Annotated in this window: 25 protein-coding genes and 1 tRNA gene; 16 read left to right on the top strand and 10 right to left on the bottom strand. The window is 67.8% G+C overall.

The annotated features are described in order from the left end of the window. Position 1 precedes the first annotated feature (1 nt). A complete protein-coding gene (locus AB0P21_RS16725) occupies positions 2–1,189 on the top strand; it encodes a TerC family protein (RefSeq protein WP_363697493.1) in 1,188 nt (395 codons plus the stop codon). A 48-nt stretch (positions 1,190–1,237) separates the two neighbouring features. On the opposite strand, the gene AB0P21_RS16720 is transcribed toward AB0P21_RS16725, so the two are convergent. Further along, positions 1,238–1,726, bottom strand: a complete 489-nt coding sequence (locus tag AB0P21_RS16720) for a CGNR zinc finger domain-containing protein (RefSeq protein WP_363697492.1) — start codon at positions 1,724–1,726, stop codon at positions 1,238–1,240. A gap of 72 nt (positions 1,727–1,798) precedes the next feature. On the opposite strand from AB0P21_RS16720, the gene AB0P21_RS16715 reads away from it, so the two are divergent. The 5 genes from AB0P21_RS16715 (at position 1,799) to AB0P21_RS16695 (ending at position 5,576) form a co-directional block, all read left to right on the top strand. Then, positions 1,799–2,662: an alpha/beta hydrolase gene (locus AB0P21_RS16715; protein WP_363697490.1), complete on the top strand. Its 864-nt coding sequence runs from the start codon at positions 1,799–1,801 to the stop codon at positions 2,660–2,662. A 97-nt stretch (positions 2,663–2,759) separates the two neighbouring features. Further along, the gene (locus tag AB0P21_RS16710) at positions 2,760–3,107 is read left to right on the top strand and encodes a VOC family protein (protein WP_363697488.1); all 348 of its coding nucleotides are present in this window, start codon (positions 2,760–2,762) and stop codon (positions 3,105–3,107) included. Between the two features lie 49 nt (positions 3,108–3,156). Further along, entirely contained in the window at positions 3,157–4,359 is a 1,203-nt protein-coding gene (locus tag AB0P21_RS16705) for a hypothetical protein (RefSeq protein WP_363697487.1), read from the top strand. After that, on the top strand, positions 4,334–5,185 hold the full coding sequence (locus AB0P21_RS16700; RefSeq protein ID WP_363697485.1) for a TrmH family RNA methyltransferase: 852 nt from the start codon (positions 4,334–4,336) through the stop codon (positions 5,183–5,185). Before AB0P21_RS16705 ends, AB0P21_RS16700 begins: the two co-directional genes overlap by 26 nt. Positions 5,186–5,195: 10 nt before the next feature. Next, positions 5,196–5,576 carry a VOC family protein gene (locus AB0P21_RS16695; RefSeq protein ID WP_363697484.1) on the top strand — a complete coding sequence of 127 codons (381 nt, stop codon included), beginning with the start codon at positions 5,196–5,198 and terminating at the stop codon, positions 5,574–5,576. 1 nt (position 5,577) lies between these two features. Here the strand turns inward: AB0P21_RS16695 and AB0P21_RS16690 are convergent, their stop codons facing one another. Then, positions 5,578–6,372, bottom strand: coding sequence for a methyltransferase domain-containing protein (locus AB0P21_RS16690; RefSeq protein ID WP_363697482.1), 795 nt, complete (start codon positions 6,370–6,372; stop codon positions 5,578–5,580). Between the two features lie 141 nt (positions 6,373–6,513). Between AB0P21_RS16690 and AB0P21_RS16685 the strand changes: the two genes are divergently transcribed. Then, positions 6,514–6,810: an antibiotic biosynthesis monooxygenase gene (locus tag AB0P21_RS16685; RefSeq protein ID WP_363697481.1), complete on the top strand. Its 297-nt coding sequence runs from the start codon at positions 6,514–6,516 to the stop codon at positions 6,808–6,810. After that, positions 6,807–7,613 carry an isocitrate lyase/phosphoenolpyruvate mutase family protein gene (locus AB0P21_RS16680; RefSeq protein ID WP_363697479.1) on the top strand — a complete coding sequence of 269 codons (807 nt, stop codon included), beginning with the start codon at positions 6,807–6,809 and terminating at the stop codon, positions 7,611–7,613. The genes AB0P21_RS16685 and AB0P21_RS16680 overlap by 4 nt, the downstream gene beginning before the upstream one ends. On the opposite strand, the gene AB0P21_RS16675 is transcribed toward AB0P21_RS16680, so the two are convergent. Further along, entirely contained in the window at positions 7,602–8,885 is a 1,284-nt protein-coding gene (locus tag AB0P21_RS16675; RefSeq protein ID WP_363697477.1) for an AlkA N-terminal domain-containing protein, read from the bottom strand. The two genes, AB0P21_RS16680 and AB0P21_RS16675, sit on opposite strands and share 12 nt — an antisense overlap. An 83-nt stretch (positions 8,886–8,968) precedes the next feature. On the opposite strand from AB0P21_RS16675, the gene AB0P21_RS16670 reads away from it, so the two are divergent. The 3 genes from AB0P21_RS16670 to AB0P21_RS16660 are packed head-to-tail and all read left to right on the top strand — an operon-like array spanning position 8,969 to position 11,050. Then, positions 8,969–9,511: an AAA family ATPase gene (locus AB0P21_RS16670; RefSeq protein WP_363697476.1), complete on the top strand. Its 543-nt coding sequence runs from the start codon at positions 8,969–8,971 to the stop codon at positions 9,509–9,511. A 9-nt stretch (positions 9,512–9,520) separates the two neighbouring features. Then, the gene (locus AB0P21_RS16665; protein ID WP_363697474.1) at positions 9,521–10,213 is read left to right on the top strand and encodes an RraA family protein; all 693 of its coding nucleotides are present in this window, start codon (positions 9,521–9,523) and stop codon (positions 10,211–10,213) included. A 9-nt stretch (positions 10,214–10,222) separates the two neighbouring features. Further along, positions 10,223–11,050: an aldo/keto reductase gene (locus tag AB0P21_RS16660; protein ID WP_363697473.1), complete on the top strand. Its 828-nt coding sequence runs from the start codon at positions 10,223–10,225 to the stop codon at positions 11,048–11,050. On the opposite strand, the gene AB0P21_RS16655 is transcribed toward AB0P21_RS16660, so the two are convergent. After that, positions 11,043–11,927: an LLM class flavin-dependent oxidoreductase gene (locus AB0P21_RS16655; RefSeq protein ID WP_363697472.1), complete on the bottom strand. Its 885-nt coding sequence runs from the start codon at positions 11,925–11,927 to the stop codon at positions 11,043–11,045. The two genes, AB0P21_RS16660 and AB0P21_RS16655, sit on opposite strands and share 8 nt — an antisense overlap. Positions 11,928–12,009: 82 nt before the next feature. On the opposite strand from AB0P21_RS16655, the gene AB0P21_RS16650 reads away from it, so the two are divergent. Together AB0P21_RS16650 and AB0P21_RS16645 are read left to right on the top strand one after the other, a co-directional pair. Continuing rightward, on the top strand, positions 12,010–12,429 hold the full coding sequence (locus AB0P21_RS16650) for a MarR family transcriptional regulator (RefSeq protein WP_363697470.1): 420 nt from the start codon (positions 12,010–12,012) through the stop codon (positions 12,427–12,429). A 109-nt stretch (positions 12,430–12,538) separates the two neighbouring features. After that, positions 12,539–13,054 carry an RICIN domain-containing protein gene (locus AB0P21_RS16645; protein ID WP_363697468.1) on the top strand — a complete coding sequence of 172 codons (516 nt, stop codon included), beginning with the start codon at positions 12,539–12,541 and terminating at the stop codon, positions 13,052–13,054. Here the strand turns inward: AB0P21_RS16645 and AB0P21_RS16640 are convergent. Beyond that, positions 13,048–13,878 carry an arylamine N-acetyltransferase gene (locus AB0P21_RS16640; RefSeq protein ID WP_363697467.1) on the bottom strand — a complete coding sequence of 277 codons (831 nt, stop codon included), beginning with the start codon at positions 13,876–13,878 and terminating at the stop codon, positions 13,048–13,050. The genes AB0P21_RS16645 and AB0P21_RS16640 overlap by 7 nt on opposite strands. Before the next feature lie 59 nt (positions 13,879–13,937). On the opposite strand from AB0P21_RS16640, the gene AB0P21_RS16635 reads away from it, so the two are divergent. Continuing rightward, complete coding sequence (locus AB0P21_RS16635; RefSeq protein WP_363697466.1) at positions 13,938–14,957, top strand: lactonase family protein; 1,020 nt, start codon at positions 13,938–13,940, stop codon at positions 14,955–14,957. On the opposite strand, the gene AB0P21_RS16630 is transcribed toward AB0P21_RS16635, so the two are convergent. Together AB0P21_RS16630 and AB0P21_RS16625 are read right to left on the bottom strand one after the other, a co-directional pair. After that, positions 14,951–15,268 (bottom strand): hypothetical protein, encoded by a 318-nt coding sequence (locus AB0P21_RS16630; RefSeq protein ID WP_363697464.1) that lies wholly within the window; start codon positions 15,266–15,268, stop codon positions 14,951–14,953. The two genes, AB0P21_RS16635 and AB0P21_RS16630, sit on opposite strands and share 7 nt — an antisense overlap. After that, positions 15,265–16,128: a phytanoyl-CoA dioxygenase family protein gene (locus AB0P21_RS16625; RefSeq protein ID WP_363697462.1), complete on the bottom strand. Its 864-nt coding sequence runs from the start codon at positions 16,126–16,128 to the stop codon at positions 15,265–15,267. The genes AB0P21_RS16630 and AB0P21_RS16625 overlap by 4 nt, the downstream gene beginning before the upstream one ends. 104 nt (positions 16,129–16,232) lie before the next feature. Between AB0P21_RS16625 and AB0P21_RS16620 the strand changes: the two genes are divergently transcribed. Further along, positions 16,233–17,021 (top strand): AraC family transcriptional regulator, encoded by a 789-nt coding sequence (locus AB0P21_RS16620; protein WP_363697461.1) that lies wholly within the window; start codon positions 16,233–16,235, stop codon positions 17,019–17,021. Between the two features lie 6 nt (positions 17,022–17,027). On the opposite strand, the gene AB0P21_RS16615 is transcribed toward AB0P21_RS16620, so the two are convergent. Genes AB0P21_RS16615 through AB0P21_RS16605 form a run of 3 tightly spaced genes read right to left on the bottom strand, consistent with a single transcriptional unit; the run spans position 17,028 to position 19,380 of the window. After that, the gene (locus AB0P21_RS16615; RefSeq protein WP_363697459.1) at positions 17,028–17,909 is read right to left on the bottom strand and encodes a YDG/SRA domain-containing protein; all 882 of its coding nucleotides are present in this window, start codon (positions 17,907–17,909) and stop codon (positions 17,028–17,030) included. 48 nt (positions 17,910–17,957) lie between these two features. Then, positions 17,958–18,878, bottom strand: coding sequence for an aminoglycoside phosphotransferase family protein (locus AB0P21_RS16610; protein WP_363697458.1), 921 nt, complete (start codon positions 18,876–18,878; stop codon positions 17,958–17,960). 10 nt (positions 18,879–18,888) lie between these two features. Further along, positions 18,889–19,380, bottom strand: coding sequence for a YajQ family cyclic di-GMP-binding protein (locus AB0P21_RS16605; protein WP_363697457.1), 492 nt, complete (start codon positions 19,378–19,380; stop codon positions 18,889–18,891). Positions 19,381–19,480: 100 nt separating this feature from the next. Between AB0P21_RS16605 and AB0P21_RS16600 the strand changes: the two genes are divergently transcribed. Next, positions 19,481–19,563 (top strand) — tRNA-Tyr (locus tag AB0P21_RS16600). Positions 19,564–19,577 lie beyond the last annotated feature (14 nt).

The following is a 19,577-nucleotide window of genomic DNA, read 5'->3' as shown; positions in this document are numbered from 1 at the left end:
GATGACCGTCTCCCCGCTGGTCTGGATCCTGACTCTGCTCGGGATCCTCGCTCTACTCGCCTTCGACTACTTCTTCCACGTCCGCAGCGCGCACGTGCCGACGCTGCGCGAGGCGGCGCTGTGGTCGAGTGTGTACGTCGGGATCGCGATCCTGTTCGGGCTCGGCACGCTCGTCCTCGGCGGCGCCACGATGGGATCGGAGTACTTCGCGGGGTACATCACCGAGAAGGCGCTGTCGGTCGACAACCTGTTCGTCTTCCTGATCATCATGACCAGCTTCCGGGTGCCGCGGGAGAACCAGCAGAAGGTGCTGCTGGTCGGGATCGTGATCTCGCTGATCGCCCGGGCCGGGTTCATCTTCCTCGGCTCGGCGCTGCTGAACACGTTCGCCTGGGTCTTCTACCTGTTCGGCCTGGCGCTGCTGATCACCGCCGGCAACATGCTCAAGCCGCAGACCGAGGAGTCGCACTCGGCGCAGAACGTGATCGTCCGGCTGGCTCGCCGGCTCTTCCCGACCACCGAGAACTACGACGGCGACAAGCTGCTCACCACCCAGAACGGCCGCCGGATGATGACCCCGATGCTGCTGGTGATGGTGGCGATCGGCGGCACCGACCTGATGTTCGCGCTGGACTCGATCCCGGCGATCTTCGGGCTGACCCAGAACGTCTTCGTGGTCTTCACCGCGACCGCGTTCAGCCTGCTCGGCCTGCGGCAGCTGTACTTCCTGCTCGACGGCCTGCTGGACCGGCTGATCTACCTGTCCTTCGGGCTGGCCGCGATCCTCGCCTTCATCGGCGCCAAGCTGATCCTGCACGCCCTGCACGAGAACAACCTGCCGTTCATCGCCGGCGGTGAGCCCATCGAGGTGGTGGAGATCAGCACCGGGCTCTCACTGGTGGTCATCGTGGTGGTGCTGGTGATCACCATCCTCGCCTCGCTGTTCAGCACCCGCGGCCGGACCCAGACCGCGATGGCCAACATCCGCCGCGACGCCCTGGCCTACCTCGACGCGGAGTACACCGACGACGCCGGCGAGCGGGAGCGCATCTTCGCCCGCCTGCAGGAGTCCAAGGAGCACATCGTCGCGCTCGGCCCGAAGGCCAAGCAGATCGTCAAGAACGAGACCGAGCTGATGGAGCTCTGCGCCCGGGTGATCGAGACCCGCCAGGCGAGCACCAAGCCCTAGCCGGTACTCCGTACGCTCAGACCTAGCCGGCAAGCCGCACGCCCCGGCCTAGCCGGTACTCCGTACGCGCGCCTGGTGCCGCCGGGCCTTCAGCCGGTTGCCGCAGGACGACATTGAGCACCACCGCCGCGCGTTCGCCTTGCTCCGGTCGATCAGGAACAAGGTGCACTCGGCATCGTTCTCGCACGCCCGCAACCGCCCCTGGACCTGCGCCTGATCCCAGGCGAGCACCATCCGCGCCCCGAACCGCGCGCCCACCAGCCGCCACTCCACACCCGACTCCCCCACCTCGGGCACCCGCCGCACGTCGATCAGAAACCGCTGCAGCCCGGCCTCCGACTCCACACCTCGCACGACGCCGGAGATCGCGTCGCGAACCTCCCGAGCCACCGACGGCGTACCGGGAATGTCGCGTGCCCGCAGCCACCTCGTCGCACCCGCGCCCCGCAACTCATCCGTCGGCACGCCATCCACGATCGGCGCCGAGTTGAGCAGCTCGAGCAACAGCGCCTCATCGGACATAACCGGATCAACCATGTTGACAGGTTACACCCGGGTCGGCTTCACTAAGGCGCTGTAACCAGATAAAGCAATCAAAGGGGTTAGGCAATGACCGTTCACCACCGGACCGTCGAGGTCGATGGACAGCAGCTCTTCTACCGCGAGGCAGGACCCGCCGACGCGCCGGTTCTCCTGCTGCTGCACGGCTTCCCGGCCAGTTCGCACATGTTCCGCGACCTGATTCCACTGCTCGAGGACCGGTACCACCTGATCGCCCCCGACCACCTCGGCTTCGGCTACTCGGCGATGCCGTCGGCGGACTCCTTCGAGTACAGCTTCGCCGCGCTGGCCGCGCTGACCACCGGCCTCACCGAGAAGCTCGGTCTCACGCAGTACGCGCTCTACGTCCAGGACTTCGGCGCACCGATCGCCTGGCGGATGGCGTTGCAGCACCCCGAGCGGATCACGGCGATCATCACCCAGAACGGCAACGCCTACCTGGACGGGTACGTCGAGGAGATGTGGGCGGCGGTCGTCGCGTACGACGCGGACCCGACGCCGGAGAACGCGAAAGCGGCGGCCGAGATGCAGACCGAGAAGCTGGTCAAGTGGGCGTACCAGCACGGTGTCGAGGACCAGACCCTGCTCAGCCCGGACGCCTGGCAGCACGACCTGTCACTGCTCGCTCGGCCGGGCGCCGAGCAGGTCCAGCTCGATCTGCTCCGCACCTATCTGGAGAATTTCGAGCTCTACCCGAAGTTCCAGGAGTACTTCCGCACCAGCCAGGTCCCGCTGCTCGGCGCCTGGGGTGCGAACGACGAGATCTTCCCGGCGGCCGGGGCGAAGGCGTTCCAGCGCGACCTGCCGGACGCGGAGATCCACCTGCTCGACGCCGGGCACTTCGCGCTCGAGTCCAACGTGACCGAGATCGCCGCGCTGATCCGGGACTTCCTCGGCCGCAAACTGACCTGACCACCCGGAAGGCATGTCGAGGGCGACTTCTGGGCACCGACGTCTCAGGGAGAGAACCGCCCAGCCTGGGCGGTCGCCCCCGAGAGGTGAGGGTCAAGTGACGTTCAAGGCAGTGCTCGCGGTGATTCCGGTCCGGGAACTCGACTCGGCGACCAGGTGGTACGAGTCGTTCTTCGGCCGGCCGGCGGACCAGCGCCCGATGGACACCCTGGCCGAGTGGCACCTGAGCGACCTCGGCGTGGTCCAGGTCTTCCAGGACCCCAGCCGCGCCGGCCACACCTCGGTCAACTTCACCGTGGACGACCTGGACGCCGCGCTGGCCACGCTGTCCGGCGCCGGGATCAACACCACCGATCCCCAGCTCGTCTCCAGCGACACCCAGCGCCTGGCCACCACCACTGATGACGACGGGAACACCCTCGGGCTGATCCAGTTCGTCGGCTGACCTCGGCGAACCCCTACGGTTCAGGGACCAAGCCGTAGGGGGAGTTCGAGTGCTGCGGAAGTTGCTGATCGGGATCGCTGTGCTGGCGAGTCTGTTGTCGTTGGTGGGGACCGCGCGGTTGATCGGCCCGCGAGGCGCGCCCGAGGACGGCGCGGTCAAGCAGCTGCGGTTCCTCAAAGGCGCCCTCGGCGGCGGGGCAGATCAGGCTGCGCAGGGCCTGAAACCGGAGGGTTTCTTCTTCCTCAACGTGCTCTACGGGTTGTCCTGGATCCAGGTCGGGATGGCTGACCCAGATCGCCGGCAGGAGGCAGTGCGGGAGGCCAAGTGGTCGCTCGATCGGCTGAACAGCGCCGCCGGGACAGCACCTTTCGCCCGCGACCTGGCTCCCGAGTACGGCGTCTTCCACGCCGGGTGGACCAACTGGCTGCGCGGCGGCATCTTGAGTTTGCAGCCGGCTGCAGAGCGCGACCTCACGGAGTACACAAAGGTCTCGGCAGCATTAGCGAAAGCATTCGACGCGTCGGAGACGCCTTATCTGGAGGCGTATCCGGGACAATCCTGGCCGGTCGACTCGACCGTGGCGATGGCATCACTGGCCTTGTACGACCACCTGGCGACCCCACGCTTCCAGCCGACGATCACGCGCTGGGTTGCCGGGGTGAAGACCCGGCTCGATCCCGCGACCGGGTTGATGCCGCATCAGGTGACTCCGGTGAGCTCCGGCGCCCGCGGTACTTCGCAGACGATGATCCACCGGTTCCTGCTGGAGATCGATCCAGCGTTCGCGCGGTCGCAGTACGAGCTTTACCGGGTTAAGTTCGTGACCGGGTTAGGGCCGGCGGTCAGGGAGTACCCGAAGGGCATCAGCGGGGTGGGCGACGTCGACTCCGGGCCGCTGATCTTCGGCGTCAGTTTGTCGGCGACGACCGTCGCGCTCGGGGCGGCACGCGTGCAGAACGATGCGCTGGCCGGGGTGTTGCAGCGCGAGGGCGAGCTGCTCGGCGTACCGCTCAGTGGGCTGGAAACCAAACGGTATGCACTGGGGCAGGTCCCGATCGGCGACGCCTTCGTGGCCTGGTCCGCGACAGCGCGGCCGTTCGTCGCGGAGCAGCAACCTGCGCCGTCGGCGGTCAGTGGTTGGTGGTGGTGGACCCCGTGGCTGTTGCTGGTCTGGCTGCCGAGCCTCGTACTGTGGGGGTTCGTTCGGCTGACCAGACGGAGGATCGATGCCCGCGGCGCAGCGGATCAGTAGTCGGAATGCCCGGTTCCAGGTGTGGCAGGCGACCCTGACGAACCGGAACAAGCGGCTGCGGGCCGGGGAGTTCCTGGTCCAGGGAGTGCGGCCGATCAACCTGGCGATCGAGCACGGCTGGACGATCCGCACCCTGATTCACGACGCCGAGCGGCCGCTGTCGCGCTGGGCCGCGGAGCTGCTGCAGACCCAGCGCGGGGCCGAGCTGGTGAGTATGGCGCCGGAGTTGCTCGCCGAGCTGGGCGAGAAGGACGAGACGCCGCCCGAGCTGATCGCCGTGGTGGAGATGCCCGCGGACGACCTCGACCGGATCACGGTGGGTCCGGACTTTCTCGGCGTGGTCTTCGACCGGCCGACCGGGCCGGGCAACATCGGGTCGATCATCAGGTCGGCCGACGCGTTCGGCGCCGACGGGCTGATCGTGACCGGGCATGCGGCGGACGTGTACGACACGAAGGCGGTGCGGGCGAGCACCGGGTCGCTGTTCGCAGTACCGGCCGTGCGGGTGCCGTCGCAGCGCGAGGTGATGGAGTGGGTGTCGGCGCAACGGGCCGCCGGGACGCCGATCGTAGTGGTGGGCACCGACGAGCACGGCGAGGCGGACATCTTCGACTTCGACCTGACCCGGCCGACGCTGTTGCTGATCGGCAACGAGACGTCCGGGTTGAGCAGTGCCTGGAAGGAGCTGGCCGACCACCTGCTGCGGATCCCGATGACCGGGTCGGCAAGCTCGCTGAACGCGGCCAACGCGGCGACGGCAGTGCTCTACGAGGTGTCGCGGCAGCGTTCCCATTCCTTCAAGACCGGTGGCGCCACCGGCTCCTAGTGTGGTCGGCATGACCGTTTCCGTGAGACCGCAGCCGATGATCGCCGTGACCGACGTCGAGAAGAGCAGCGCCTGGTACTGCGCTGTGCTGGGCGCGGCGAGCGGCCACGGCGGAGCGGAGTACGAGCAACTGGTGGTCGACGGGGAGATGGTCCTGCAGCTCCACAAGCTGGAGGTCGGCCATCACCACGGCACGATCGGCGATCCCGCGCTGCCGGTCGGCAACGGGGTGGCTCTGTGGTTCCAGGTCGACGCGCTGGAGGCGGCGGCCGATCGGGCCAGGTCGACCGGCGCCACCATCCAGACCGACGTCCACCACAACCCCAACGCCGGCCACGACGAGCTCTGGCTCCGCGACCCTGACGGTTATCTGGTGGTCCTGGCCAGCTGAGTCAGGCGGTGGCGATGATCTCGCCGTGCAGCAGGGAGATGAAGGCGGCCGGGTCGGCGGCCCAGGCTTTCCAGGCGGCGGAGATCCGGTCGAGGGTCTCCTGGGGAACGCCGGCAGCGAGCGCTTGGGTGGCCATAGCTGACTGAAGAACTCGGTCGGCCCACATGCCGCCCCACCAGGCGCGGTCCTCGTCGGTGGTGAAGGTCCAGTTGCTGGCGGTGGCGTCGACTTCGGTGAAACCCGCGTCCAGCGCCCAGGACAGCAGGCGACGACCGGCGTCCGGTTCGCCGCGATTGGCGCGGGCCATCCGCTGGTAGAGGGTCATCCACTCGTCCAGCTCAGGCAACTCGGGGAACCAGGCGAAGGCCTGGTAGTCCGAGTCTCTGGCTGCGACGATTCCGCCGGGCTTGCAGACCCGGCGCATCTCGCGGAGCGCCTGGACCGGGTCGGCGACGTGTTGCAGCACCTGGTGCGCGTGAACGACGTCGTACGAGTCGTCGGGCAGGTCGAGGTGGTGGACGTCGCCGACCACGAAGTCGACCGAGACGTCCAGGTCGGCGAAGGTCGCGCGGGTGATGTCGAGCGCACTCGCACTGGCTTCGAGGGCCGTGGTCCGGCCGGGCAGCACCAGCCGCGCGAGGTCGGCGGTGATGGTGCCGGGGCCGGCGCCGATGTCGAGCAGCGACTGGCCGGGACGCAGGTGCGGCAGCAGGTAGCCGGCAGAGTTCTCGGCGGTCCGCCAGCTGTGCGAGCGCAGTACGGATTCGTGGTGGCCGTGCGTGTACACGTTGCTCATAAGGCTCAGGATAATCACAGATCTTGCTGAATGAGACATATCGTCTCACGATTCGGATTTTAGGATCATGACCGAATACGGCCAGACCCGGGCCTGCCGCGCGGGGGAATCTTGACTCCCATCGATCAGGAGGACAGCACAGTGTTGGCCAAGGTATTTCCTATCCACCTCAAGACCGGCAACCAGGCGAGGGCCGAGGAGCTCGTGCGCGCGTTCGCGCCGCAGGGGCCCGGGCAGGAGGAGGGCACGTTGTCGTTCCGGGTCTACCGCGACCCGGCGCAGCCCGACTACCTGTTGTTCGTGGAGCACTTCGCCGACCAGGCGGCGTACGACGCGCACACCGGCTCGGCGGCGTACAAGGAACTGATCGCGGGCCAGTTCGCGGAGCTGATCGTCGAGTTCGTCGAGATCGACCACGAGTTGCTGGTCGCGGTATGAGTTCCGACCGATCGGCGCAGGCACGGGCCCAGGCTTTTCGGGCACTGCATACCAATGGGCCGCTGGTGTTGCCGAACGCCTGGGATCCCGGGTCGGCGCGGGCGATCGAGGCGGCCGGCGCCAAGGCCGTCGCGACGACGAGCGCCGGGGTCTCGTGGGCAGAAGGAGTCGCGGACGCGGGTGGTCTCACCCGCGCCGCGGCGCTCGCCGTACTGCGTCGGATCGCGCGGGTGATCTCCGTGCCGCTCACGGCGGACCTCGAGTCCGGGTACGGCGAGACAGCGGCCGAGGTCGGGCAGACGATTGCCGAGGTCATCGAGATCGGTGTCGTCGGCATCAACCTCGAAGACAGCGTCGGGCATCAGCTGATCGATCCGGCGATCCTGGCCGAGCGGATCGCCGCCGCCCGGGAGGCCGCGGTTGCCTCAGGCATCGACCTGGTGATCAACGCGCGCACCGACACCCACCTGTTCGGCGACGGCAGCGGGACGCTGGAGCGAGCCCGCCTGTACGCCGAAGCCGGGGCGGACGTGCTGTTCGTACCAGGCGTGGTCAACGCCGAGACCATCCGTGAGCTGGTTGCCGGATCGCCACTTCCGTTGAACGTGATGACCGGCGCGGGCGCCCCGACCATCAACGAGTTGGCATCGTTGGGTGTGGCCCGGATCAGTGTGGGCCCGGCGATCAGCGCAGGTGCCTACGGTCTGGCGGCTGCCGCTGCGGCAGAGCTGCTTGCCACCGGCACCTACGACGCATTGGTGGCAGCAGGCAACTTCGGCAAGCACAACGAGCTATTGCGTTAGATGCAGATAGGCGAGGGCCCGCCACGGGCGCCAGGCTTCGGAGCCGGTGGCGGGCTCGCCCGGGAAGGCGTCGCGGGCGCCCAGCCGAAGGGCGATGTGATGAGCGGCAGCCTCGCTGATGCCGTCAATGCTGGTGAGTGCCGGGACGAGCGTTTCGAGCGGCTCGGCGACCTCCAGTCTTAGGTTGCCTGCAGCAACTTCTTGGGCAAGCAGGGTGATCGTCTTGCTGACGGAGTGCGTCAGCAGGGCTTCCGCCGAGGGAAACGCGTGGGTGAGCCCGTGGCCGAGGCCGGCCACCGGAGTACCGGCTGCTTCCACCAACTGGGCGAGGATCTCGTCGGCGTCGGCGGGCGACTGGTCGCGGACCACGGCCTGAACGGCGACCTCGAACGGACCCCAGGCACCGGGCACCCGCAGCCCCGGGCGGGCCTTGAGCAGCGGACCGATCACCGGGTCGCCGCTGAGTTGAGCGGTCGCGAGGACAGGCTCGGATTCGAGGCCGACGAGTTGCGCGGATCGCTCGACGACGTGGATCACGCCTTCCCAGTAAGGGAGATGGGCGTGGAGCAGCAGGTGATCAGCGCCGCCGGCCGTGATCTCGAGCAGACCGGGATCGCCGTCGAGGGCGATCGTGCGCCGATATACGCCGTCGGTCACCGACTCGACGCCGGGGATCGCGTGGGCGGCGAGGTAAGCGAGCATCGCCGGCCAGTCGTAGGGCGGGGTGTAGGGCATCCGCAGTACGAGACCGCCGTCGGCCGCGAGACGATCGGTACGGCGCCGCCGGTCGCGCAGCTCGCGAGGTGTCGACCGGAAGATCTCCCGCATCGCGCGGTTGAACTGACGCAGGCTGCCGAAGCCCGACGCGAACGCGACGTCGGCGATCGTGAGGTCGGAGTCGTCCAGCAGACGGCGAGCGAAGTGCGCGCGACGGGAGCGGGCGAACTGGTCAGGCGTGACGCCGAGGTGGTCGTTGAACATCCGTCGGAGGTGGCGCGCCGACAGCCCGAGCCGAGCCGCCAGGGCAGTCTCGTCGGCATCGTCGAGGACGCCGGTGATGATCAACTGAACGGCACGGCAGACGAGTTCGGGGGCTTCGTCGGCGACCGTGCCGGCGACGCGGTACGGGCGGCAGCGCAGGCAGGCCCGGTAGCCGGCAGCTTCGGCGGCAGCGGCGAGTTCGAAGGTCTGCACGTTCTCCGCGAGCGGTTTGGCCCCGCAGCCTGGACGGCAGTAGATGCCGGTGGTGCGAACTGCGGAGTACGTGGTCACCGAGCCATCGTGCGTACTGCGGACGCGCCGCGTCCAGCCAGATTCGGACAGCCTCCGGTCAGCTTCGGACTAAGGTGCGTGAGATGTCGAAGCCCATGCTCATCGTGGTCAGCGGTCCCCCTGGAAGTGGCAAGACCACGCTGGCGCACCAGGTCGCCGCCGCGGTCGGCTGTCCCGCGATCTGCCGGGACGAGATCAAGGAGGGGATGGCGCACGCGACCCCCGGGTTCGTGCCGGGGCCGGGCGATCCGCTCACGATGCGCACCCTCGCGACCTTCTTCGACGTGATCGGGCTGCTGATCGGCCGCGGCACGACGATGGTCGCCGAGGCCGCCTTCCAGGATCGCGTCTGGCGGCCCGGCCTGACGCCGTTCCTGGGGATGGCCGACCTGCGGATCATCCACTGCACGGTTGCCGCGGAGGTCGCGTACGAGCGCATCACCACCCGTGCCACCGACAACCCACACCGCAAGGCCCACGAGGACGGCCACCGGCCCGCCGACACCTGGCGCAACGCCCACGACGCCTTCGACCCGATCAACCTCCCGGTCCCGATACTGGCCGTCGACACCAGCGACGGCTACGACCCGCCACTCCCGCAGATCGCCGACTTCCTCCAGTACTAAGGTCAGGAAATGGTTGATCTGCTGAAGCGGTTCGAGAAGCTGACCACCGCTCACGTCGCCGACGCCTGCCTGCGGGCCGGGATGCCGGTGCGGACGGTGTCGCTGGTCCCCGTCACCTCGGGGCGCGTCGCCGGCCGGGTACTGCCGGCGCGGCATGTGGGGAGCGTCGACATCTTCCTGGAGGCGTTCGAGACCGCCGAACCAGGCGACGTGCTCGTCGTCGACAACGGCGCCCGGCGCGACGAGGCGTGCGTCGGCGACCTGGTAGCGCTGGAGGCACAGGCGGCCGGCGTCGCCGGTCTGGTCGTGTGGGGTCTGCACCGCGACACCGTCGACATCCAGGCGATCGGCCTGCCGGTCTACAGTCTCGGCGCGATGCCGACCGGCCCACTTCGCCTCGATCCCCTGCCGGACAACGCGTTGGAGTCCGCCACCATCGGCGAGTGGACGGTCACCAGCGCGGACGTCGTACTGGGTGACGAGGACGGCGTCATCTTCATCCCGGCCGACCGGGTCGACCAACTGCTCGACCTCGCCGAGTCGATCCAGGCGACCGAACGCAAGCAGGCCGACCTGATCCGCTCCGGTACTTCGCTGCGCCAACAGGTCGGTTTCGCCGCCTACCTCGCGGCTCGCAGGGAGCGTCCGTCGCTGACCTTCCGCGAGCACCTTCGAGGTGTCGGCGGCGCGATCGAGGAATAGGGTCGCTCGGTGCCCTCCAACGACTTGACCGCGGCCGCCGCGGGGACCTGGACGCTCGGCGACCTCACCGTCCACCGAATGGGCTTCGGCACCATGCGATTGGCGGCGAATCCTGCGGTAGCCATCCAGGTACTGCGTCGCGCGATCGAGCTAGGCGTGAACCAGCTCGACACGGCCGCCTTCTACGGCCCGGCTCTCGACCTGATTCGCGAGGCGCTGTCGCCGTACCCGGAGGACCTCGTGATCACCACCAAGGTCGGGCCGGGCGACCACCCCGACCGCGGTTTCTACAACGCCACCACGGCTGCCGAGCTGCGCGGCCAGGTCGAGGAGAACCTTCGCCGGCTCGGCCGCGACCACCTCGACGTGGTCAACCTGCGGATCATGAACAAACCCGGCGAATCCCTGGCGGAACGCTTCGGCTGGCTGGCCGAGCTGCGCGACGCCGGCCTGATCCGGCACCTCGGCATCTCCAACGTGAGCCCCGGACACCTCGACGAGGCCGAGCGGATCGCGCCGGTGGTCTGCGTCCAGAACAGCTACGCGATCGACTCCCGCGAGGACGACACCTTCCTGCGCCTGTGCGCGGATCGCGGGGTCGCGTTCGTGCCGTTCGCCGCCATCGCCGGTACGCCGAGCGGCGGCGATGCGACCGCAGTACGGGCTGTTGCCGAGGCTCGTGGGGTGTCGGAACAGCAACTCCGTCTCGCCTGGACTCTGCACCAGAGCCCCAACGTCCTGGCGATCCCCGGCACCGGCAACCTTGCGCATCTGGAGCAGAACATCGCCGCCGGCGCGCTCGAGTTGTCCGACGAGGAGCTCGAGCAGATCAGCTGATCGCCGCGCGAACCGCGGGGACGATCTCCTGGGACCAGCGGCTGAGGCTGGTTTCGAACGAGTCCGGTCCGGTGGGGAACAGGATGAAACCGCCGGCCTCGTGATCGAGAACAGCGCTGGTCAGTTCTTCGATCCACTGGGCCGGGGAGCCGCCGATCCAACGGCCGTCGGCGTTGCGGACCTGGGCGAGCGGTTGTGCGGTGACGCGGCCGGGGAAGTTGTAGATGGTGGCGACGTCGGACGGTTTGCGGCCGACGGACAGAGCCGCTTCGTCGATGATCGGGCGGGCCTGGCGATACGGCTCGCTGAGCCAGTCGGCCGAGTGCCCCGGGATCCAGCCGTCGGCCTGGCGACCTGTTGCGGCGAGTGACTTGGGGCCGTTGGAGCCCGTCCAGATCGGCGGGGCGGCGACCTGGGAAGGCGCGAGCGCGGTTACGCCGTAGTACGGGTCGGTGATGCCGGGGCCGCCGCCGGAGAGCTGGCGGACCAGGACCATCGCCTGCTCGAACGCCTCGACGGCCTCCCCCGGCCGGACCCGTTCGACGCCCATCGTCTCGATCTTGTCCCACGCGCCGCCCGCGCCCAGGCCGAGCACGAACCTGCCGTCGGAGATCGCGGTCAGCGAGGACGCCGTCCGGGCGAGAACGGGCGCCGGGCGCAGCGGGAGGTTGGTGACGTTCGCCAGCGCGGAGATCCGGGTGGTGCGGCCGAGCAGGAAGGCGAGGGTCGCGTAGGCGTCGAGCAGGTCGGGGAGATAGGAGTGGTCCGAGAGCGAGAAGAGGTCGAGCCCGTCGCGGTCTGCCTGCTCGGCCAGCCGGACGATCTCGGCCGCGGCGCGAACGTTCGCGGGTGAGCCGTAGCCGAACTGCACTGTCATCGTCTGCCTCCTAGATAGTTCGTACACCTAAATACTAGGTCTCCTAACTATCAGAAGCACCAACAGTCCGTACAGTGGAGTGGTGGCGACGACGACAGACACGGAACTGGTCGGTTCCCTGGTCCGGCTGATGCACGTCCTCCAGGACCTGTACGCCGAGACAAGCCGCCCGCTGGGCCTCACTCCCCAGCAGGCCCACCTGCTCTGCGTGCTGCTGGCCGGCCCGCAGGGCATGACGGACCTGAGCCACATCCTGAGCATCGAGCGCTCCAGCCTGACGAGCATGGTCGACCGGCTGGAGCGCCGCGCCCTGGTCGCCCGCAACCCGTACCCCGGCGACCGCCGCGCCTGCCAGATCGCTCTCACCCCTGCCGGTCACGCGCTCGCCGACGAGGCGCACACCGCCTTCACCGACCGGGTCGACGCGCTCACCGCCGACCTCTCCCCCACCGCCCGCAAGGCCCTCGTCTCCGCGTTGGGGCAGCTGCCACTGTCGCGATGAGCCGTTGTGTTGCGTCGATCGCAACAAGCTGCAGATGTTTTTTGTGCCGTTGACGCGCAGTTCCGGGTCTTATTTCCTGTGGCTCCGGATAGACGACAACGGAGGAAAAATGCACTTTCGGAAGCGAATCGCCGGATTACTTGCGGTCACCGCGGCAGCCGGTTTGGCGGGTGCCGGACTGGCTGCACCGGCTCATGCCGGCACCTCGCAGGCTGATGTGGTGAATGTCCATATCAGGAGTCAGATCAGCCAGAAGTGTGTGGCGATCGGAGGTGGCAGCACTGCCGTTGTCCAGGCTATTCAGTACACCTGCAGCGGCGGCACGGAACAGCAGTGGGACCAGGAGTTCCTCGGTTTCGACGTCTACGACAACCCGATCTACGTGTTCCACAACATCGCGTCGGCGAAGTGCCTGACCGCGGACGGCGGCAGCGGCGGCGCGGTCACTCAGCGCGCCTGCGACGGCAGCGCCCGGCAGCGCTGGTCCCAGGACGGCAAGAGCAGGCTGCACAACAACGGCAGCGGCACCTGCTTCGCCGTACCGGGTGGATCCCAGGCCCAGTCAGCCAGGTTGATCCACTGGACCTGCGGCAACGGCGCCGAACAGAAATGGACGATCTACTGAGTCGCCAGGAAATTCTCGTACTGCGTCCAGACCCGTCGCCACAATGCGTCCCGGTCGGCGGGAGAGAAATGTGGCAGCGGTAGCCGGAAGACGTCGGCGAGAATCTCGTAGTACTCTGACTGGTTCTCGATGATGTGGTTGTCCACTCGGTCGGCGTACGTTTGGGTGAAGCCGACCGAGCGGACCACCGCGATATTGTCCGCCCGGCGCAGAAATGCCGAGCAGGTGCGGACGAACGGTGATTCCGGCGACAAAGAGAGCTGTTTGTGCTGGGCCTCGAAATCAGCGAAGGCAGCAGGTGCGGCCTCGAAGTCGACGCCAGTCAGGCTGCTGCGCGCGTCGTGATCGAGGCGCCAGCCGTCGACGAGGTCCGATCTGCGCAGCGCCAGGCCGAAGGGCTCCTGACGGACCTTCGCACCTACCTGCAAGGGCATCGGGGTCAGCAGACCGTCGCCGAGTCCCACGTCGACCAGCCAGGTCTCGTCGTCGAGGACGACCGTCAGCACCAGGTGACTGCCGTCCACCACGGCCGGACGGTTGGCGGTCTGGACGCCGCCGCGGTGCATCGTCACGGCGTACCCGAGGGACGTCAGCAGGTGGGCGAAGACACCGTTCAGCTGGAAGCAGTAGCCGCCGGACTCGCGGGCGATGATCCGCTGCGCGACCTGCTCGGGATCCATCGGGCCGCCGCGGCCGAACTGGTACTGCACGGTCTCGTACGGCACCTGGTCGACGAAGGCGGCATGCAGCTCGAAGAGCGCCTCGACGCTCGGCTCCGGGTGTGCTGCGACGCCGATGCGCTGCAGGAAGGCGGCGGTGTCCATGAGGTGAGCCTACGAGCAGGCCGGTGTCACGAAGTTGAGTTAGCTGGCAGGGTAGGGACATGACCTCGGAGCAGATCTATGTCGGCAGTTACACCACCCAGGAGGGTGGAGGTGAAGGCATCGGGTTCGGTACGGCGGACGAACTGCAGGTCGTGGCGGCGAGCGCGGACCCGTCGTTCCTGACCATCTCTGCCGACGGCCGGTTCCTGTACGCGACCAACGAACTGGAGGCGGGCCGGGTCAGCGCCTTCGCGATCGCCGACAGCGGCGCACTGGAGTTCCTCAACCACCAGCCGACCGGTGGCGCGCATCCCTGCCACCTGGAGATCGACCCGACCGGCAAGTTCCTGCTGTCGGCCAACTACAGCTCCGGGTCGGTCGCGATCCACCCGATCAAGGACAACGGTTCGCTCGGCGACCCGAGCCAGATCCTGCAGCGCGAGGGCACCGGCCCGAACCCGGACCGCCAGGAGGGCCCGCACGCTCACCAGGTCACCTTCGACCCGTCCGGATCGTTTGCCTTCGACATCGATCTCGGCACCGACTCCGTCTACGTCTCGACGCTCTCGGCGGACGGCCGGCTGGCCGAGGTGAGCCGGTTGCAGGTGCACCCGGGAGCCGGGCCGCGGCATCTCGTCTTCCACCCGGGCGGCCACGCGGCGTACCTGGTCAACGAGCTCGACTCGACGCTGACCGTGCTCAGCCACTCCGAGGGCAAGCTGGCGGTCGTGGAGAGTGTCTCGACCCGTCCCGACGACGCCGAGGGCGAGAGCTTCCCGGCCGAGGTGCTGGTGGCGCCGGACGGCCGGTTCGTCTACAGCTCCAACCGCGGCGACGACACGATCGCGGTCTTCGAGACCGGCGCCGAAGGGCTCGAGGCGGAGCTGATCCAGACGATCGGATCCGGTGGGACCTGGCCGCGGCACCTCGCCTTCAGCAAGGATGGCACCGAGCTGTACGCCGCGAACGAGCGCTCGAACACGATCGCGGTCTTCACCGTCGACCAGAGCAGCGGCGCCCTCACCGCAACGGGGACGCCGCTGGACTGGCCGAAACCGGTCTGTGTCCTGCCCTACTGAGTGACCAGTTTCTCGAAGAAGAACTCGTGCTTGAGGAACGACACGTCGTACTCGTGACCCGGCTGCGGCGGCAGCAGCTGCGCGGCCTGGAACAGCCGCCAGCCGTCCTTGAGCGCGTCGAGTCCGCTGGCGTACGGCGGGACGTCGGAGTCACCCGTGGTGGGTGACGTCGCACCGGTCCCGTCGTACGTCGACCAGCCGACCGTGCGCGAGTCGAGCGCGGACGAGGCCAGGTAGAGCACCAGCACCTGCTGGCGGACCTGCTGACCGGCGGCCTGCGTACTGCTGGTCTGGTCGGGGGTGACCGTCATGCCATCTCCTTCTTCGCTGCGTGCGGGTTGAGGCTGCGCTGGGCGACCACGCGACGCGGGCGGTTCGAGACCCGGGTGACCCAATAGTCCGGGTCGTAGGTGTCATCGCCGGTCAGGGCCTGCCACAACTTGACCCGGTTGTAGATCTCCAGCCGGCCGGTGGCGTTCTCGTACCAGGGGAAGGTCTGGCCGAGCTCGGCCGCGACGGCGTCGTCGTACAGGTCCTCGGTGTTCCACAGCCGGACCTGGCGGACGGTCGGGTTGAACCGGATCTTGAACATGTAGCGGTCGATCGCGCTGTCGTTCTTGCGGCCGCCGTGCCAGATGCCGTGGTGCAGGAAGACGACCGTGCCGGGCGGGCAGGTGAGCCGGGTCTGGCCGAGCAGGTTCTGGTACCGGCCGGTGTCGGACTCGTTGGTCCGGCGCAGGTGGCTGCCGGGGACGCTCAGGGTGCCGCCCATCTCGAGCGTCACCTCCTGCGGGTAGTACATCAACTGGACGTCGAACGCGTCCTCGCGGACGTCGATGATCGCGTCGCCGTGCAGGTTCTGCGCCTCACCCTCGTGCGCCTTGCGGATGTGCACCGCGTGGTGGTCGACGGCCGGCTCGGGGCCGACGAAGCTGTGGATGGCGCCGGCGATCTCGGGCAACTGGACCAGCCGCTGGACGAACTCGCTGTCCACGAACGCCTCCGACAGCGGGGTGCCGTAGGGGACGCCCGGAATGCCGTTCTCCAGCACCTCGAGGGCCTGCTGGTTCATCTCGTCGGGAACGACCGCGTCCATGCGGAACGCGCCGGTGGCGACGAAACTCGCCATCTGGACGGAGCTGAGGAGGTTCTTGCGATGCGGGTGGGGCATGTCTCTCCCTCTCGGGGCGACTAGTGGTCTCTACTCCTTCAGGTTAGGTATTCGCGGCGTTCGTTTGCATGGGCTGTGTTCACCACTAGTGGTAATTTCTCACTATGATCCCGCTGCACCTGGCCGAGCCGCCCGAGCTGGTCAACGTCGGCGTCGGGGTGCACGGGGTGCGTGGCCTGCGAGACGTCTTCCGGCTGCCCGACCTGTGGCAGCTCCACCTCTACGGCTACTCGGCCAACCTGACGATGGGCGGTACGACGTACCCGGTCGCGCCGGGCTCGGTCAGCCTGACCCCCGCCGACACCCAGGTGCAGTTCGACTACCGGGGCCGCTCGGAACACCTGTTCGTGCACTTCCGCCCCCGGGTCACCGGCGAGCCGTCGTACGTGCCGATCGTCCAGGACGCCGGTACGACGGCCCCGGTGCTCTCCGACATGCTCCGCTCAGCCATCAGCGCCTCCCCCAGCGGCTCCGCGCGCGTAGTAGCCGAGGTCTGGGCCGCCTTGTGGCGAGTAGCCCAGCTATCGGCTCCCCTCACCGAAGGCGGCGCATCTGCCGGCCACTCGGCAGTAGCGACCGCCATCACCTACATCGAAGCCAACCTGGCCCGCACCCTCACCGTGCCCACCCTGGCCGCAGCCGCAGGCATCTCCCACAACCACCTGACCCGCCTCTTCCGCGCGGAGACAGGCCTGACAGTGGTCGCCTACATCCGCCAGCGACGCATGGCCCGCGCGCGGCACTTGCTGGTCTCGTCGACCCTGTCCATCCCCGCAGTAGCGGCAACTGTCGGCATCCCGGACCTCCAAGCCTTCAACAAAACCTGCCACCGAGAACTGGGCGGCGCACCCCGCGCAGTACGGGCGGGAAGCGCCACACCTGCTGCGCGCTAGCAGAAGTCAGCTGCGGTCATGCTCGCGGTGGTAGCGGAAGTGTTCGAGGTTTGTCGGGTGTTTCGGATGCGAGATCAGCGGCTTATCGCCGTCCGGGTGAGTGACAACCAGATCGTCGGAGACTGATACCGCGCCGAAATCGAACAGGACATGGCAGTTCGGGCAGAGGCAGAGCACGTTATCCGGGACATCCGGCCCGTCATGTGGTCGACCTACTGGCCGAATATGGGCCGCCTCGGCGTACGCACCGCCAGGGACTGCTAGCCGCAGTCCGCAAATCTGACAGGTGTGGTTGTGAAGCTTCTTGACGTACTCCGACACTGTGCCTGAGCGCACCACGCGCTGCACTGTCGAACTGCGACGACCTGGCGTGTCGGTGCCGGCCGGCGCAGGTGGCAGGATCTCGAATCCGGTCCTGGCCGGCGGGTTGTCAGTCAACTCGATCAGCCGATAGCGACAGACCCGAAAGCCGCTCAGCCCCTCTTCCATCCACCAGCTCTCGACCCGGAACAAGCCGTCATAGCGATAGCCGGATGGCGGAGCGTAAGGGGAGTGATGGCTTCCGCGCACTACTCGTACTGGTGTGCCGGTGAGGGCACTAGTCACCAGTGCGGCATTGCCAGGTGAGTCGAGTGACTGATCTTTGTTCTGGCGTCCGGTGTTGGCGTCCTTGCCGCCGTGCCCGGTATAGATGATCTCGTCGCCGTAGTCCCGGTCATCTTCGTAACCTCCAGATACCACCACCGACTCAGCGCCGTCGGCGCCGTTGCCGGTGATACCTGCCTGCCTCGCCCGGTGCACACCTGCCTCTGCGGCCTCAACCCGTGAGCGGAACTCGGTTCCCACAGCCACGCCAGGCACGTGCCCGAACACCTTCTGAGTAGCCATGCCCTGAATCATGCAGCAAAGGACCGACAGCCGGCTGCTATATCTCTCCTAGCCAACAGCCAGTACTGCGAGGCCGTTGGGGCTGAGGACGGCTTGGAAGTGGCCGAGGGAGGCTTCGCGGTCGGGGCCGGTGAGGGCTTGTTCGGCCCAGAGGGCGGCGTCTTCCAGGGCTCGGGCGGCGCGGTAGTAGGTGAGGCGGGTCGCGTCGAGGTCGGCTGGGCCGTAGCCGGTGAAGAAGGCTGCTTCGTCGGCTGGGGTGGTGGGGCCGAGGGTGCCCATGCCGCCTAGTAGGAAGAGCAGGTCTTGTTCGATGGGGGCGAGTACTGCGTCGTCCCAGTCGATCAGGTGGAGCTGGTCGGGGGTGACCAGGACGTTGCCGAGGTGAGGGTCTGCGTGGCAGATCACTGGGCGACCTGGTGGTGGCGTGCGGGGCTCTGCGAGGGCGGTGATCAGCTCCCGGTGAGCTAGCCAGGTCTTGGCTAGCTCGGCCTCTACAGCGTCTGCTGGGGGCTGGGTGGTGAGCCTGTGGTCCAGCTGGCGAGTCAAGGCAGGCATGCGGGCGTTGGCGGAGTTGAGGGGCGGCAACAGCTGCTGGAGCCGGGCCGGCACCTCCTGCGCATGCACCTCAGCCAGCAGTACGCCGTACGCGGTCCACTGGGCTTGTGTGAGCCCAGTGGCGGCTGCGCGTGCCCCGTCGATCCAGGGGGTCAGCGAGAGGCGCTTGCCGGCTCGCTCGCTCCAGAGGTCACCGGCCTGGGTCCGTAGCGGTGCGGGCACTCCACGGACACCGACCTCGGCCAGATATGCCGTGACCTCGTACGACGCCGTAGTACCGCCGGAGCTCCACTTGACCGCGTACTGGTCGGCTCGCCAGACCTCCGCGGCGGCATCGGCGCCGTGGTGGACCTGGGTGAGTTCGGTCACGTCGAGACCGAAGTCCGCCCTGATCCACCCACGCAAGTCCGGCACGAGGGTCAGGTCAGCGGTAGTTGACGAACTGGACGGCGAAGTCGAGGTCCTGGCCCTTGATCAGGGACTGGACCTCCTGCAGGTCGTCGCGGCTCTTGCTGGAGACGCGGAGCTCGTCGCCCTGGATCTGCGCCTTGACGCCCTTGGGGCCTTCGTCGCGGATCAGCTTGGAGATCTTCTTCGCGTTCTCCTGGCTGATCCCGGCGCTGATGGTGGCCTGCAGCTTGTAGATCTTGCCGGACAGCTTGGGCTCCTCGACCTCCAGGCCCTTGAGCGAGATCTGCCGCTTGACCAGCTTGTCCCGCAGTACCTCGAGGACCGCGTTGCAGCGCTCCTCGGTGTTGGCCTGCATGTCGATCGCCTCGCCGGACAGCTTGATCTCCGCGCCCACGTTCTTGAAGTCGAAGCGCTGGCTGATCTCCTTCGCCGCCTGGTTCACGGCGTTGTCCACCTCCTGCTGATCGACCTTGTTGACGATGTCGAACGAGGACTCCGATGCCATGGGCACGTCCTTTCTGAGGTAGCCGGTCTTATCGATTTGCTGTCAGGGGCACTGTCTGTTGTATCGTCTCTCACGCCGGTTCACGAACCGGCAGCACCCTGGCGGGTTGCCCGAGCGGCCAAAGGGAGCAGACTGTAAATCTGCCGGCTTCTGCCTACGCAGGTTCGAACCCTGCACCCGCCACCGGAGCTGATTCA

Origin of the sequence: Kribbella sp. NPDC056861, from assembly GCF_040687575.1 — a bacterium.
Lineage (GTDB): Bacteria > Actinomycetota > Actinomycetes > Propionibacteriales > Kribbellaceae > Kribbella.
This window is presented reverse-complemented; position numbering and strand designations above follow the sequence as displayed.

Bases quoted from the DNA above. Each gene is read 5' to 3' on its own strand.
- AB0P21_RS16700 (WP_363697485.1), top strand. From the start codon at position 4,334: ATGCCCGCGGCGCAGCGGATCAGTAGTCGGAATGCCCGGTTCCAGGTG.
- AB0P21_RS16690 (WP_363697482.1), bottom strand. From the start codon at position 6,372: ATGAGCAACGTGTACACGCACGGCCACCACGAATCCGTACTGCGCTCG.
- AB0P21_RS16715 (WP_363697490.1), top strand. From the start codon at position 1,799: ATGACCGTTCACCACCGGACCGTCGAGGTCGATGGACAGCAGCTCTTC.
- AB0P21_RS16630 (WP_363697464.1), bottom strand. From the start codon at position 15,268: ATGACGGTCACCCCCGACCAGACCAGCAGTACGCAGGCCGCCGGTCAG.
- AB0P21_RS16605 (WP_363697457.1), bottom strand. From the start codon at position 19,380: ATGGCATCGGAGTCCTCGTTCGACATCGTCAACAAGGTCGATCAGCAG.
- AB0P21_RS16635 (WP_363697466.1), top strand. From the start codon at position 13,938: ATGACCTCGGAGCAGATCTATGTCGGCAGTTACACCACCCAGGAGGGT.
- AB0P21_RS16725 (WP_363697493.1), top strand. From the start codon at position 2: ATGACCGTCTCCCCGCTGGTCTGGATCCTGACTCTGCTCGGGATCCTC.
- AB0P21_RS16720 (WP_363697492.1), bottom strand. From the start codon at position 1,726: ATGGTTGATCCGGTTATGTCCGATGAGGCGCTGTTGCTCGAGCTGCTC.
- AB0P21_RS16670 (WP_363697476.1), top strand. From the start codon at position 8,969: ATGTCGAAGCCCATGCTCATCGTGGTCAGCGGTCCCCCTGGAAGTGGC.
- AB0P21_RS16615 (WP_363697459.1), bottom strand. From the start codon at position 17,909: ATGGCTACTCAGAAGGTGTTCGGGCACGTGCCTGGCGTGGCTGTGGGA.
- AB0P21_RS16695 (WP_363697484.1), top strand. From the start codon at position 5,196: ATGACCGTTTCCGTGAGACCGCAGCCGATGATCGCCGTGACCGACGTC.
- AB0P21_RS16665 (WP_363697474.1), top strand. From the start codon at position 9,521: ATGGTTGATCTGCTGAAGCGGTTCGAGAAGCTGACCACCGCTCACGTC.
- AB0P21_RS16620 (WP_363697461.1), top strand. From the start codon at position 16,233: ATGATCCCGCTGCACCTGGCCGAGCCGCCCGAGCTGGTCAACGTCGGC.
- AB0P21_RS16640 (WP_363697467.1), bottom strand. From the start codon at position 13,878: ATGGACACCGCCGCCTTCCTGCAGCGCATCGGCGTCGCAGCACACCCG.
- AB0P21_RS16680 (WP_363697479.1), top strand. From the start codon at position 6,807: ATGAGTTCCGACCGATCGGCGCAGGCACGGGCCCAGGCTTTTCGGGCA.
- AB0P21_RS16645 (WP_363697468.1), top strand. From the start codon at position 12,539: ATGCACTTTCGGAAGCGAATCGCCGGATTACTTGCGGTCACCGCGGCA.
- AB0P21_RS16655 (WP_363697472.1), bottom strand. From the start codon at position 11,927: ATGACAGTGCAGTTCGGCTACGGCTCACCCGCGAACGTTCGCGCCGCG.
- AB0P21_RS16625 (WP_363697462.1), bottom strand. From the start codon at position 16,128: ATGCCCCACCCGCATCGCAAGAACCTCCTCAGCTCCGTCCAGATGGCG.